This window comes from Syntrophobotulus glycolicus DSM 8271 (assembly GCF_000190635.1).
Lineage (GTDB): Bacteria > Bacillota > Desulfitobacteriia > Desulfitobacteriales > Syntrophobotulaceae > Syntrophobotulus > Syntrophobotulus glycolicus.
In genome coordinates this window covers 2,283,273-2,298,247 of the sequence record NC_015172.1, presented here as the reverse complement: position 1 = coordinate 2,298,247, position 14,975 = coordinate 2,283,273, and the positions used below count along the sequence as shown (strand labels likewise).

The following is a 14,975-nucleotide window of genomic DNA, read 5'->3' as shown; positions in this document are numbered from 1 at the left end:
ATACCAAAAACGAGTCAGCAGAATTTTTATCGCAGAGGATAGTTGAAGCAGGAGGAATAAAGGTGTCGACTGCCGTAAAACTGAAAGATATCGCACTCTTTTCGCAAAAAGCAGGCTTGTTCAATGCCAAACAATTTGATCCAGAGACAATCAAGCTTACAGAGGTGGAGGTTATTCCGGAGGAAAGGAAATGGATTCTCCACCTTTCCGCATGCACGTCATTTACACCGGAAGAGATTTCCGGGTTGGCGGAGGATCTGGAGAAGACGGTAAAAGGCCAAATAAAGATAGAATGCCGATTTGAACGGGAGAGGAAAGAAAATACCGTTAAAGATCATGACGGACAGGAGCATAGGACAAAGGACGGTTCGGTTGATTACGATGACGAGCATTTTAGAGGATACAGCGATCCTCCGGAGGATCCCGAAGGCTGGCAGAATATTCTCTGTGAGTTCTCAGAAGCTATCCCGGCCTTAAAGGGATTGATCAATTCCGGCTCTCTGGTTGCGATGAATGGCCAAAGCCTGACTTTTTCAGTTCCCAATCTGGTGCTGATGGAGTCTTTGCGATCCAGGCAGGGCTTAATGACGGATCTTTTGGAAAGAAAGTTTGGGGTTAAATATCAAATTTGCTGGGAAATCACTGAAGAGACCGATATTAATGAAACATGGGCTTCGGCAGAGATCGAAGAGCAAAAATATGTCGAACAAATCATGGCGGTTGCTTCTGCCGAGAAAAAGAAGGATCAAAAGGGATCAGATCTTGTTATCGGAAGAGATTTTAAAGGCGAAGCAGTGCCCTTACGAGGGATCAATGATGAAGAAAGGCAGGTTATTATTGCGGGCGAAGTCTGTGAAGCGGAAATCCGCAGGCTCAAAAGCGGACGCCAGCTCTTTACCTTCGGCATCACGGATAAGACCAACTCTCTCGGATGCAAACTCTTTCTGGAGGAAGGGCAGCCGGAGCCTAATGTTAATAAAGGGGACTGGCTGCGCTTGCGGGGGCCGGTTCAATTTGACAGGTATACAACAGAGCTGACCATGATGCCTAAAGACATCGTTAAAATACCTGGGCAGGTCAGAATGGATACGGCAGAAGTCAAGCGGGTCGAGCTGCATCTTCATACCAAGATGTCGGAGATGGATGCCGTGTCTTCGGCCCAGAGTCTGGTGCGAAGAGCAGCACTGTGGGGACATCAGGCGATTGCCATTACCGATCATGGAGTGGTCCAGGCATTCCCCGATGCTGTGGAAAGTGCGGAAAAATCAGGAATTAAAGTGATCTTGGGAATGGAAGGTTATTTGATTGAGGATGATCCCCAAAGCCAAGGCTACTACCATGTGATCATTTTAGCTAAAAACCAGACAGGCTTAAACAATTTATATCAACTTGTTACCGGTTCTCATATTGAGCATTTTTACCGCAGGCCAAGAATCAGTAAGTCTCAGCTCAAGAAATACCGTGAAGGTCTGATCATCGGGTCAGCCTGTGAAGCCGGCGAGCTTATGCGGGCGGTACTTCGTCAAGCCTCATGGGAAGATTTGAAAAAGATAGCTTCTTTTTACGATTATCTGGAAATTCAGCCGACAGGAAACAATCAATTTTTAATCCCTAAAGGGGAGATTAGAGATGAAGAGGGACTGCGGGATCTGAACCGTACTATTGTAAAATTGGGTGACGAGTTAGGTAAACCTGTGGCTGCCACTTGTGATGTTCACTTTCTTGATGCTGAAGATGAAGTGTTTCGCAGAATTCTGATGGCCGGCAAAGGGTATGAGGATGCGGATACCCAGGCCCCCCTTTACTTCAGGACGACCGATGAAATGCTGGAGGAATTTTCTTACTTAGGCGAAGACAAGGCTTATGAAGTGGTTGTGACAAATACTGTGGCAATCGCTGAAGGAATCGAAAATCTCAAACCCTTTCCCGATGGCTTCTTTGAACCTAAAATCGAGGGGGCGGCGGAACGGATTAAAGAAATGGCTTTGAAAAAAGCCGCTGAACAATATGGCGATCCTTTACCGGATACAGTTGCCAAAGCATTGCAAAAAGAACTTCATTCCATTATCGGGAATGGTTTTGCCGTTTTATATTTGATCGCCCACCTGCTTGTGAAGAAATCCAATGAGGATGGATACCTGGTGGGATCAAGGGGTTCCGTAGGCTCCTCACTGGTTGCTACCATGACGGGGATCACCGAGGTTAATCCACTGCCTCCTCATTATCATTGCACAAATCCCTCGTGCCTTTATTCAGAGTTTTTGACCGATGGTTCGGCAGGCTCAGGGGTTGACCTTCCGGACAAAACTTGTCCTCGCTGCGGTCTTGAATTGAGTAAAGACGGGCATGATATTCCTTTTGAAACCTTTCTGGGATTTAAGGGAGACAAGGTTCCGGATATTGATCTGAATTTTTCCGGCGAATATCAACCGCGAGCCCACAAGTACACCGAAGAAATTTTCGGCAAAGAAAATGTTTTTCGGGCAGGAACGATTTCCACTGTCGCAGAAAAAACAGCTTTTGGGTTTGTCAAGAATTATTTGGACGAGAGAAGCATAAAATATAACCAAACAGAGCTGAACAGACTTGTCCGGGGATGCGCCGGTGTAAAAAGAACGACCGGCCAGCATCCGGGAGGCTTGATGGTCATTCCAAAGGAATGTGATGTTTATAATTTCACTCCCCTGCAAAAACCGGCTAACGATTCCAAGACAGAAACAATCACCACGCACTTTGATTACCACTCCATTTCCGGAAGACTGGTCAAGCTGGACATTTTGGGTCATGATGATCCGACGATGATCAAGATGCTTGAAGATTTTACAGGGATAGACGCCCAAGAAATCAGACTGGATGATGAGAGAACCCTGTCTCTTTTTTCTTCACCGGAAGCTTTGGGTGTCAAGGCTGAAGACATTGGCAGCAATACAGGGACATTTGGGGTACCGGAATTTGGGACTAAATTTGTCCGACAAATGCTGGAGGACACCAAGCCTAAAACATTTTCTCATCTGGTCCGGATTTCCGGTCTTTCACACGGTACAAATGTTTGGCTGGGAAATGCTCAGGATCTCGTTCTAAACGGGACTGCCGATATCTCTCAGATTATTGCCTGCCGTGATGATATTATGGTCTATCTGATTCAAAAAGGTCTTGATCCTCAAAAAGCGTTTAAAATCATGGAACAGGTACGGAAGGGAAAAGGTCTGAAAGCTGATGATGTCGAAGAAATGCTGCAATTTAATGTACCTCAGTGGTATATTGATTCCTGTCAGAAGATCAGCTATATGTTTCCGAAAGCCCATGCGGTTGCTTATGTCATGATGGCTTTTAGGATAGCCTGGTTTAAATTGAATTGTCCGGAAGCCTTTTATGCCGCTTTTTTCACGGTCAGAGCAGAGGAATTTGATGCAGAGATGATTTGCCAGGGACTGGATCACTGTAAAAAAATAGCGGCTGAGATGGCAGGCTTTGGGAATAAAGCCACACAAAAGGAAAAGGGTCTGCTGACGATTCTGGAACTGGCGATAGAGATGTATTGCCGGGGGATCTCCCTGAGGAAGGTTGACCTTTGGGAATCAGATGCGACAACGTTTCAAATTACGGACACAGGCATCTTGCCGCCATTCTCATCTATTCAGGGTTTGGGGGAGACAGCGGCCAATTCCTTGGTCGCCCTGCGCCGGGAAAATAAGATCAGATCGGTTGAAGACATGCAAACCTTCGGAAAAATATCTAAACCAGTTGTTGAAGTGCTGCAAAAGCACGGTTGTCTCAATGGGCTGCCGGAAAGAAATCAGCTTTCTTTGTTTTAAGGACCGGACAGATTTTATGGGAATGTTGCAGATCAGATCAGTATATGCTATATTATATGCAGGAATTAAGTTGTTGAGGCAAGGTTTTGGAGTGGGGAATACCCACTCTTTAATTTGTATCCAAAGGAGAAGCTGAAAATGGGCAATCCTGTTATCCAAAAGGTTTGGCAGATCGTTGAACCGATTACAGAGGAGCTAAAATTGGAATTGGTTGATGTTGAATATGTCAAAGAAGGCGCTCATTGGTACCTCAGGGTGTATATCGATAAGGACGGAGGGGTGGATATTGATGACTGCGCCAGTGTCAGCCATCAATTAAGCAACATCTTGGACAGTAAAAATCTGATTCCTCAAGCCTATATGTTAGAAGTATCGTCACCGGGAATTGAAAGGCCTTTGAGCAAAAGAGAGGATTATGACAAGTATATCGGTAAGCTTGTCAGGGTGCATACTTCTGAGCAATTTTTGGGATATACCCAGTTCAGCGGTTATTTGAAAGGTTTGCTTGATGAAAAGGTTATTTTGGAATATGAGGGCCAGGAAGCGGCTATTCCTATAAATATTGTAGAAAAAGCACATTTGGAGTGCGAATTTTAAGGCGGGAGGAAAACGGCAATGAACATTGAATTCATTGAAGCTGTTGGAGAATTAGAAAAAGAAAAAGGGATTTCGTCAGAGAAATTGTTTGAAGCAATAGAAGCAGCTTTGGTTTCAGCTTATAAGAAAAACTATTCTTCCCTGCAAAATGTCAGACCGCAGGTTGACAGAAACACGGGAGAAATAAAAGTATATGCCAGAAAAAATGTTGTGGAGGAAGTAGATGATTCCAGGCAGCAAATCTCTCTGGAAGAAGCAAAAAAAATTGATCCCAATTACGATTTAAATGATATCGTTGAATTTGAGGTTACGCCCCGGGAGTTCGGCAGAATTGCGGCTCAAACTGCTAAACAAGTGGTTGTTCAGAGAATACGCGAAGCAGAGAGAGAATTGATTTATGGCGAGTATATCAACCGGGAAGGCGATATTGTGACAGGCGTTGTACAGCGTTATGAACAAAGAAATGTTATCGTTGATCTGGGGAAAGTTGAAGCAGTATTGCCTCCCTCGGAACAAATTCCCGGAGAAACTTACCAGCCTTTTGAGAGAATCAAAACGTATGTAGTAGAAGTAAAGAAAACCCCTAAAGGTCCACAGGTGCTTCTTTCCCGCACCCATCCCGGTTTGATTAAACGACTGTTTGAATTGGAAGTACCGGAAATCCATGATGGTTTTGTTGAAATCAAAGCTGTTGCCAGAGAAGCGGGAGCAAGATCAAAAATTGCGGTTTATTCCAAGGATGAGAATGTTGATCCGGTTGGGGCTTGTGTAGGACCCAAAGGAAGCCGGGTTCAGAATATTGTCAACGAACTCAAAGGCGAAAAAATGGATATTATAACGTGGTCGCAGGATCCGGTTGAATTTGTCTCCAATGCCTTGTCCCCGGCCAAGGTTCTCGGGGTATTTCCAAGGTTTGAAGATAAAGTAACTTTAGTGATTGTTCCCGATTACCAATTGTCCTTAGCAATCGGTAAAGAGGGACAGAATGCACGCCTGGCGGCTAAGCTGACAGGATGGAAAATTGATATTAAGAATGAGACTCAGGCTTACGCTCAAAATATTTTCCCCTTGGATTCTGAAGAATATCAAAATTATGACGGCAGCTATGCTGATGATCAATATGATGATTATGAAGAATATGATGATTATCAGGAGTATGACGGCGAGTATGCCGAGGATTATGAAGAATACGAGGAATATGATGACGAGTACGGGGAATATGATGAACAGTATGATGACAATGAAGTCCATGATAATGAAGTCCATGACAACGAAATCCGTGATAAAGACACCGATAATACTCAATAAAGATAAGATGGGGTATTGATGAAAACGAAAAAAATACCAATGCGAATGTGTTTGGGTTGTCAGGAGATGAAACCCAAAAAAGAACTTCTCCGTATAGTGAAAGTACAGGATGATGTTCTGGAATTTGATGAAACCTCCAAGAAGAACGGACGCGGAGCTTATCTCTGTAAAGACCAAGCATGCCTGGAGAAGGCTGTGAAGCAGCGCAAGTTTCAAAAAATACTGGGTCTTGATCCTAGTGAAGAAGTGCTTGGAAAGCTTGGAAAGCAGTGCGACTTACCATGACGGAAAGGTTTGAATCTTTGCTCGGAATGGCCATGAAGGCGGGAAAGATTGCTTTCGGCTCTTTTCAGGTAGAGGGTGTATTAAAAAGAAAAAAGGGTTTTCTTCTGATCGTGGCCGGAGATGCCTCAACCACGGCAAAGTATGAGATGTGGGCTAAAGATCTCGGAATACAGGTTTTAACAGGGGGGAGTAAAGTTGCTTTAGGGAGGGCTATCGGACAGTCACCCAAAGCTGTGCTAATGATTATGGATAAAGGTTTTGCAGAAGCAATCAAGAAAACGGTTGAACAGTCGTATTGAAAAGTTAATTCGGGGGTGAAGGTGTGACGAGTATCCGAGTTCATGAACTCGCTAAAGAACTGAATATTTCAAGTAAGGAAGTTGTCGACAAGTTGGGAGAGATGGGGATTGTCGTAAAAAACCATCTTAGTGCGGTGAATGATGCTGATGCGGTGAAGATCAAGAATGTTTTAAAAAAGACAACAGGGGAACAAAATATGCAGCAACTATCGAAGATTGAGGAAGAAAAGATCCCACAGCAAAATGAAGCCAGGCCCCAGGGGGAAGCCAGGCCTCAAGGAGCCAGGCCCCAGGGTGAGGGCAGGCCTCAAGGAGCCAGACCACAAGGTGAGGGCAGGCCTCAAAGACCAAGGCCACAAGGAGAGGGCAGACCGCCATACCAGTCCAGGCCACAGGGTGAAGGCAGACCGCCATACCAGTCCAGACCGCAGGGTGAAGGCAGACCGCCATACCAGTCCAGACCACAGGGTGAAGGCAGACCGCCATACCAGTCCAGACCACAGGGTGAAGGCAGACCGCCATACCAGTCCAGACCGCAGGGTGAAGGCAGACCGCCATACCAGTCCAGACCGCAGGGTGAAGGCAGACCGCCATACCAGTCCAGACCGCAGGGTGAAGGCAGGCCGCCATACCAGTCCAGACCGCAGGGTGGAGGCAGACCGCCATACCAGTCCAGGCCGCAGAGTGGAGGCAGACCGCCATACCAGTCCAGGCCGCAGGAGGGTGATCAGAGGAGATCTCAGGGAGGCAGGTTTGGTGATGATGCCAGAAGGCCGCAGGGGCCGAGAGGAATGGCTGACACCAGAAAGCCTCAAATGCAGCGGATTAAGATAGACGGAAAAATAACGGAGCTTTCGGTTGCGGAACAGCCATTAAAACGCCAGTCCCCGGATAAAAAGAAACTTCATGAAAATAAAACCCAAATATTTGAACGCAGGCATACTAACGAAAAAGAGCTTCCCATCAGCTATAAAAAAAGCGATAGGAGCCACCCGCCTGAAAAGAAAGAAACGGTAGCAAAGCATATTGTCATACCGGAATCAATTACCATTCAGGAACTCGCTTCCCGGATGAGCCGCAAGGCGGGGGAAGTCATCAAAGAGCTGATGAAATTGGGAGTAATGGCCACAATCAATCAAGAGATTGATTCAGAGACAGCAGTGATTGTCTGCAACGAAATGGGAGTTACTGTTGAGGTAAAGATAGAAAAGTCGATTTCGGTTATTGACGAAATTGAAGATAAGGAAGAAGACCTGAAACCCCGTTCACCGGTTGTTACAGTTATGGGTCATGTCGACCATGGTAAGACATCCCTGCTTGATGCCATAAGATCAGCGAATGTAACGGCTTCCGAAGCAGGTGGGATTACCCAGCATATTGGAGCATATCAGATTGAAATCAAAGGACAGAAAATTACCTTTCTTGATACCCCCGGTCACGAAGCCTTTACGGCCATGCGAGCCAGAGGGGCCCAAGTTACGGATATCGCGGTTCTGGTTGTTGCGGCTGATGACGGGGTAATGCCTCAAACCATTGAGGCGATTAATCACGCCAAGGCTGCAAATGTCCCCATCGTAGTTGCAATTAACAAAATTGACAAAGAAAATTCCAATCCGGATCGGGTTAAGCAGGAGCTTACCGAACATGGGCTGGTCGTTGAAGAATGGGGCGGTGATACCATCGCTGTGCCTGTTTCCGCAAAGACCAGAAACAATATTGAAGGCCTTTTGGAGATGATCCTTCTTGTTGCTGAAATAAAGGATCTAAAAGCAAACCCCAACCGGGCAGCTACAGGAACCGTCATTGAAGCAAAACTGGATAAAGGAAAAGGTCCTGTGGCAACCGTACTTGTTTCCAAAGGAACCTTGAATATTGGAGATGTGATTGTCAGCGGACCAGTTTTCGGAAAAATCCGGGCTATGGTTGATGATAAGGGCCGGCGCGTGAAAAAAGCAGGCCCCTCGATTCCCGTGGAAATCCAAGGATTATCTGAAGTTCCTGAAGCGGGGGAAATCTTTCATGTCGTGAGTGACGATAAGCTCGCTCACCAAATTTCCCAGGCCCGTAATGATGAACGAAAAGCAGAAGAAATCAAACAAAAATCCAGAATAAGCCTTGATGATCTGTTTGACAAAATCAAGGAAGGTGAAGTCAAGGATCTGAATATTATTATTAAAGGTGATGTTCAAGGTTCTGTTGAAGCCATTAAACAATCTCTGCTTAAGCTTTCAACATCCGAGGTCAGAGTAAATCCGATTCATTCCGGTGTCGGAGCGATCAGCGAATCTGATGTTATGCTGGCGGCAGCTTCCAATGCGATTATCATCGGCTTTAATGTCAGGCCTGATGCCAATTCTAAAACTACAGCCGAGCACCAAAAAGTGGATATCAGGCTCTACAGAGTCATCTATGAGGCGATCGACGATATTCGGGATGCCATGGAAGGTATGCTTGAGCCTGAATTTAAAGAGGTAATTGTCGGTAAAGCGGAAATCCGGCAGGTATTCAAAGTGCCGAAAATCGGGACAATTGCCGGCAGCTATGTGACAAACGGCAAAATAACCCGTTCATCAAAAATCAGAGTAATCAGAGACAGCGTTGTGATTTGCGAAGGAGAACTGGAATCCTTGAAGAGGTTCAAAGATGATGTCCGTGAGGTTGCCGAAGGTTACGAATGCGGGATTGGAATTAAGAATTTCAATGATATTAAAGAAGGGGATATATTAGAAGCTTTCACTCTGGAGGAGATCAAGAGGGAACTGTAATATTTTCACTCTGGAGGGAATTTTAATGGGAAAGCATCGGTCGGTTCGTCTGGCGGAAACAATCAAAGAAGAAGTCGCCCGCATTATATTGGAAGAAATTAAAGATCCCAGAATTGGCTTTATTACCCTCACTGATGTAGAAGTAGCTGAAGATCTGCGCTATGCCAAACTATATGTCAGTATTATGGGTAGCGAAGAAGAAGTAAAAAATAGCCTGGAAGCATTAAACAGAGCATCTGGTTTCGTTCGCAGCGAACTAGGCAAAACTGTCCGTCTGCGTTATGTTCCGGAGATATCCTTTAAATACGACCAATCAATAGAACAGGGTGCCCATATTTCAAAATTGTTGCGTGAAGTTGGATTGAAAGGTGATTCTGCTGATGGCGAAGAAAAGGAATAACAGGGTTAAGCAGATTACAGAAGCATTTATCAAAGCGGAGAATATCGTATTACTTTCTCATGTGTCTCCGGACGGAGATACAATTGGTTCCATGCTGGCACTGGGATTGGCTTTGGAAAAAATGGGGAAGAAGGTCCATTATTATAACCCCGATTCTGTTCCCGGGAATTTAAAATTTCTGCCGGGAGCTGAACAGATAAAAAACTGTTTACCCGATTCACCTCCTGAAATGATGGTTTATATTGATTGCGCGGAAATAGGGCGAGCAGCTTCCCCGCCTGCAGAATACCATAATGTGGTGACCGTAAATATTGACCATCATATTTCCAACACCTATTATGGTTCTTTGAATTATGTGGAACCGGGGGCAGCGGCTACGGGAGAGATCGTTTATCAATTGCTGAGAAAATTATCGGTCACCATTACGAAAGAAATCGCAATTAATTTGTATACCGGAATTGTTACCGATACAGGCAGGTTCAGCTATGGAAATACTACGCCAAAGAGTTTAAAGATTGCTTCGGAATTGGTCAAGATCGGTATTGATCTCGTGATCTTAAATGATACCCTCTTTGAACAGAAAACTTTGCCGCAAATCAGATTATTCCAAAGAGCCCTGAACAGTCTGGAAATTTTAAATCAGGGCAAGGTGGCTTTATTAACTTTGACAAAAGCGGATTTCAGGGAGACTGAGGCCGAAGCAAGCCTAAGTGACGGATTTGTGAACTATGCCCGCAATATTGACCATGTCGAGGCAGCGGTTTTGCTGAAAGAATACAGTGAATCTGAGGTAAAAGTCAGTTTCAGGTCAAACGAGTGGCTTGATGTAAATAAAATTGCCCATAAGCTGGGCGGCGGCGGTCATGTTCGAGCTTCCGGATGTACGCTGCACGATTCACTGCCAATAGTCAAAAAGCAGGTTCTTACTGTTTTGGAGGAGGCCCTGAAGCTTGGACGGAATCGTTAATGTCTTAAAACCGGTCGGGATGACTTCGACAGATGTTGTATACTGGCTGAAACGAAAGCTGAAAGTAAACAAAGCTGGCCATATCGGAACTTTGGACCCGGGCGCGGCAGGGGTTTTGCCCATTTGTATCGGAAAAGCCGCCAGGCTGGCAGAATATCATACAATGCAGACAAAGGCTTACAGGGCGGAAATCAAATTCGGAATCACGACAGATACCGAAGACAGCTTTGGCCGAATACTTACGCAAACCAAAACGGAGATCTCCCGAAAAGATTTTTTGCAGGTTACATCAAATTTTTTAGGGGATATTTGCCAGATTCCTCCCATGTACTCTTCGGTGCGGATTCAAGGAAAACATTTATATGATTATGCCCGGAAGGGATTGGAAGTTGACAGGCCGGAACGCCAGGTCTCCATTGATAAGCTGGATCTTGTTGAGTGGTATGATGAGGAATATCCGAGAGCGATATTTGATGTTACTTGTTCCAAAGGGACATACATCAGGACTCTTTGCACAGATATCGGACAGGCTATGGGCTGTGGTGCTCATATGTCTTTTTTGGTCAGAACCTGTTCCGGTGTCTTTGGTATTGAGGAAAGCCGCACTTTTTCCGAAATAGAATTGATGCTGGCAGAGGGCAGTCGGGATTTTTTATATCCCCTGGATTTTGGGTTGGCTTTACCGAAGGCGGAAATTCCCGATCATAGGGTTCAGGCCTTTAAAAACGGATTGCCATCCTCGGGCCTTGTTCCGGAGGAGGACTGGGGAGAGGAAAAACCACTGCAGGTAATCGCCAGGGATGCTGGCTCCGGTGAAATGATTTTTTGCGGAATAGGGATTTGGAAAGAAGACAGCTTGTTTCCTTATAAAGTATTGTAAATAGAACGACTTAAAGATCATGGAGGTTTCTCTGCAGTGGAAGTGTGCGATATCGAGCCAGGAAAGAAAGATAAGCCGTCGATTATTGCCTTGGGCAATTTTGATGGACTTCATCTCGGACACCGCAAACTTTTGGAGTATGGAGCAGAAAAGGCCAGGGAGATGAAAGTTGGGCTTTGTGTGCTTTTATTTGACCCCCATCCTTTTAAGATATTGCATCCGGACAAAAAGCTGAATTTGCTGACAACAACCAGAGAAAAGCTCAGACTTTTTTCAGAAATGGGTGTCGAAAAAGTTTTTTTGCTTAAATTTACAGCTGAAGTCGCCAATACATCGCCCAAAGAATTTACCTGCGGGATCATCAAAGATCTTGGAGCGGTACATATTGTTGTTGGTTTTAATTATTCTTTCGGGGCCAGGGGAGTGGGTACTCCTTCCGACTTGGAAAGCTACGGACAGGAATGTGGTTTCGGAGTCAGTGTCATTCAGGCTGAGAAAATTGAGGACAGGGTCATTTCTTCGTCGGAGATACGCCGTTTTCTCCTAAATGGAGAGATCATCTCCGCGAAAAAATTGCTGGGACGTTGGCCGGGGATTTCCGGGAAGGTTGTTCATGGTGAAAAAAGAGGCCGGATCCTGGGGTTTCCCACAGCAAATATCTTACCGGATGAAGACCTGCTTATTCCCAAAAACGGGGTGTATGCGGTCAGCTCAGCGATTGACGGGCAAAAAATTTGGGGAATGATGAATATTGGCTATCGGCCAACTTTCCATTCCAGACCGGAAAAATCAATTGAGATCCATTTTTTGAATTTTGAAGGAAACTTGTATGATCAAGATCTCATGATCAGTATTCACGACAGACTCAGGACTGAGAAGAAGTTTTCAGGCGTTGAGGAAATGATTGCTCAGTTAAATAAAGACAGGGAAGCGGTCATAACGCTTTACAAAACCAGTCTGATGAGTTAGAATTACTGGTAGATCAAAGGGAACCGTTGACTGGGTCAAGCGAATCTCCGACGCTTTACGTGGCAACAGGTATTGACCCGAAATATGGAGGTATTTTTTATGTTAAACCCCGAGAAGAAAAAGGAAATTATTGTTAAATTCCAACAAAAGGAAGGCGACACCGGTTCACCGGAAGTACAGATCGCCCTTCTGACAGCCAGAATTGTTGAGCTTACGGAACATTTTAAAACGCACAAGAAAGATCATCATTCCCGCAGGGGTTTGTTAAAACTGGTTGGTCAGCGCAGGGGACTTTTGAATTATTTGAAAAAGAGCGATTTTAACCGTTACCGTAAAATCGTCAATGATTTGGGGCTGCGTCACTAATAACCAATGAATAACAGCAGGGAGCGAGAGAATCGCTCCCTACATTTTTGCATATTTGATTTATTTATCGGTTGGCAGGAAATAATAGAAAATATGTCGAATTTTTTTTGAGAATAATAAGGAAAAAAAAGAGAGAAGATTTAAGGAGGTTTGACCGTGACCCAAAAGACATTTGTGAAGTCGCTCCAGGTTGGGGGCAGAACAATGTCGTTCGAAACAGGCAGGATCGGACGCCAAGCAGGGGGAGCAATTTTCCTGAAATATGGTGATACAGTGGTATCAGCATTTGCTACTGCCAGTTCTAAGCCGCGTGAAGGTATTGATTTTTTTCCTCTTACTTGTGAGTTTGAGGAGAGATTATATGCAGCGGGGAAAATCCCCGGGGGGTTTATTAAAAGAGAGGGCAGACCCAGTGAAAAGGCTACACTGACGGCAAGGCTTATTGATCGGCCGATCAGACCGCTCTTTCCGGAAGGATATCAAAATGATGTTCAGGTTGTCACCATGGTCATGTCGGTAGATCAAGATTGTCCGACAGATGTATCGGCAATCAATGCGGCTTCCGCTGCCCTGACCATTTCCAATATTCCCTTTGAAGGGCCGATTGCCGGAGTAATCGTTGGTCTTGTGGATGGGCAATTTGTTATTAATCCTACAGTTGACCAGGCCGCCAGGAGCCAAATGTATTTGACTGTCGCCGGGACAAAAGATGCGATTGTTATGGTTGAGGCAGGTGCCAATGAAATCTCTGAGGAGCAGATGCTGGATGCCATGATATTTGCTCATGAGGAGATTAAAAAGATTGCCGAATTTATTGAACAGTACAGGGAAGAGGCGTTTGCAGCCGGCCTTGCCAAGGAAAAGTCTCAAGTCGTTCGCAAGGAAAGACCACAGGACTTGATTGATCAGGTAAAAGCTTTTGCCTATGCAAAATTTGATCAGGCCGTCAGAGTGGAAGAAAAGCTGGCCCGTGAAGAAGCTGTTGATCAGGTCAGACAGGAAACAATAGAATATTTTGAACCGCAATATGGAGAAGAGCCTGAGATTATGGCGACAATTAATAATATTATGGAATCCTTTATCCATCAGATTGTTCGTCGTTTGATCACGGTGGAGCATATCAGACCGGATGGCAGGGCTCTGGATGAGATTAGACCGATTACCGTAGAAGTAGCGGCATTGCCCAGAACACATGGCAGCGCCGTCTTTACCAGAGGTCAGACTCAAGTGATGACTGTGGCTACTCTTGGGGCAGTCAGTGATGAGCAAATCATTGACGGTTTAGGTTTGGAAGAATCTAAGCGGTATATGCATCACTACAATTTCCCCCCCTTCAGTGTAGGGGAAGTCAGACCTATGCGTGCTCCCGGCCGTCGGGAAATTGGACATGGAAATCTGGCGGAAAGGGCGCTTATTCCCATGATTCCGGGTGAGGCTGAATTCCCGTATACCCTTCGGCTGGTATCGGAAGTATTGGAATCGAACGGTTCAAGCTCCATGGCTTCTGTTTGCGGCAGCACATTAGCCTTGATGGATGCGGGGGTTCCGATTAAGGCACCGGTTGCCGGAATAGCCATGGGACTAATTCAGGAAGAAAGCCAATATGCTATTCTTTCCGATATCCAGGGTCTTGAAGATCACGACGGAGATATGGACTTCAAGGTTGCCGGGACAGCCAAAGGTGTTACAGCACTGCAAATGGATATCAAAATTAAAGGGGTAAGCAGGGAAATCCTTGCTCAGGCCCTAAAACAAGCTAAAGAAGGCAGAATGTTCATTCTTGATAAAATGCTGGCGGTTATCGGTGAGCCGCGTAAGGAACTTTCTCCCCACGCCCCGAGAATCATTTCCTTTACCATTCACCCTGATAAGATCAGAGAGGTGATAGGTCCCGGAGGGAAAACGATCAAAAAAATCATCGAGGAAACAGGGGTTAAAATCGATATTGAGGATGATGGCAGAGTCTTTATTTCTGCTGTTGACGGCGAAGCCGGAGAGAAAGCGCATAGCATTATCCAATCCATGACTCAGGAAGTTCAGATTGGACAAATCTATAAGGGAAAGGTTGTCCGGGTGATGGATTTCGGGGCATTTGTAGAAGTCATTCCCGGGGTGCTGGGCCTGCAGGGCAAAGAAGGATTAGTCCATATTTCTCAGCTTGATGTCAACCGGGTCGCCAAGGTAGAAGATATTGTACACGAAGGGGACGAGATTCTGGTTAAAGCCATCGGTATTGATAAACAGGGGAGACTCAATCTTTCCAGGAAAGAAGCGATAGGCAGCCAAGGCAAGAATTGAGGACTAAAGGTTAGCCATTAAATAGT

Annotated in this window: 12 protein-coding genes; all 12 read left to right on the top strand. The window is 45.4% G+C overall.

Going from position 1 to position 14,975, the window contains the following annotated elements; translation table 11 throughout:
* Positions 1 to 62: 62 nt before the first annotated feature.
* Complete coding sequence (locus tag SGLY_RS11335; RefSeq protein ID WP_013625410.1) at positions 63 to 3,815, top strand: PolC-type DNA polymerase III; 3,753 nt, start codon at positions 63 to 65, stop codon at positions 3,813 to 3,815.
* Between the two features lie 138 nt (positions 3,816 to 3,953).
* A complete protein-coding gene (locus tag SGLY_RS11330; RefSeq protein WP_013625409.1) occupies positions 3,954 to 4,412 on the top strand; it encodes a ribosome maturation factor RimP in 459 nt (152 codons plus the stop codon).
* Between the two features lie 18 nt (positions 4,413 to 4,430).
* Positions 4,431 to 5,720, top strand: a complete 1,290-nt coding sequence (gene nusA, locus SGLY_RS11325; protein WP_013625408.1) for a transcription termination factor NusA — start codon at positions 4,431 to 4,433, stop codon at positions 5,718 to 5,720.
* Between the two features lie 18 nt (positions 5,721 to 5,738).
* Entirely contained in the window at positions 5,739 to 6,005 is a 267-nt protein-coding gene (gene rnpM, locus SGLY_RS11320; protein WP_013625407.1) for an RNase P modulator RnpM, read from the top strand.
* A complete protein-coding gene (locus SGLY_RS11315; RefSeq protein ID WP_013625406.1) occupies positions 6,002 to 6,304 on the top strand; it encodes a L7Ae/L30e/S12e/Gadd45 family ribosomal protein in 303 nt (100 codons plus the stop codon). The genes rnpM and SGLY_RS11315 overlap by 4 nt, the downstream gene beginning before the upstream one ends.
* Before the next feature lie 23 nt (positions 6,305 to 6,327).
* Positions 6,328 to 9,069 carry a translation initiation factor IF-2 gene (infB, locus tag SGLY_RS11310; protein ID WP_013625405.1) on the top strand — a complete coding sequence of 914 codons (2,742 nt, stop codon included), beginning with the start codon at positions 6,328 to 6,330 and terminating at the stop codon, positions 9,067 to 9,069.
* Positions 9,070 to 9,094: 25 nt separating this feature from the next.
* On the top strand, positions 9,095 to 9,469 hold the full coding sequence (rbfA, locus tag SGLY_RS11305; protein WP_013625404.1) for a 30S ribosome-binding factor RbfA: 375 nt from the start codon (positions 9,095 to 9,097) through the stop codon (positions 9,467 to 9,469).
* A complete protein-coding gene (locus SGLY_RS11300; protein WP_013625403.1) occupies positions 9,450 to 10,436 on the top strand; it encodes a DHH family phosphoesterase in 987 nt (328 codons plus the stop codon). The genes rbfA and SGLY_RS11300 overlap by 20 nt, the downstream gene beginning before the upstream one ends.
* On the top strand, positions 10,420 to 11,316 hold the full coding sequence (truB, locus tag SGLY_RS11295) for a tRNA pseudouridine(55) synthase TruB (RefSeq protein WP_013625402.1): 897 nt from the start codon (positions 10,420 to 10,422) through the stop codon (positions 11,314 to 11,316). Before SGLY_RS11300 ends, truB begins: the two co-directional genes overlap by 17 nt.
* A 36-nt stretch (positions 11,317 to 11,352) precedes the next feature.
* Positions 11,353 to 12,285, top strand: a complete 933-nt coding sequence (locus tag SGLY_RS11290) for a bifunctional riboflavin kinase/FAD synthetase (RefSeq protein WP_013625401.1) — start codon at positions 11,353 to 11,355, stop codon at positions 12,283 to 12,285.
* Positions 12,286 to 12,384: 99 nt separating this feature from the next.
* On the top strand, positions 12,385 to 12,651 hold the full coding sequence (rpsO, locus tag SGLY_RS11285) for a 30S ribosomal protein S15 (RefSeq protein ID WP_013625400.1): 267 nt from the start codon (positions 12,385 to 12,387) through the stop codon (positions 12,649 to 12,651).
* Positions 12,652 to 12,855: 204 nt separating this feature from the next.
* Positions 12,856 to 14,949, top strand: coding sequence for a polyribonucleotide nucleotidyltransferase (locus SGLY_RS11280; protein WP_427916614.1), 2,094 nt, complete (start codon positions 12,856 to 12,858; stop codon positions 14,947 to 14,949).
* Positions 14,950 to 14,975: the final 26 nt, after the last annotated feature.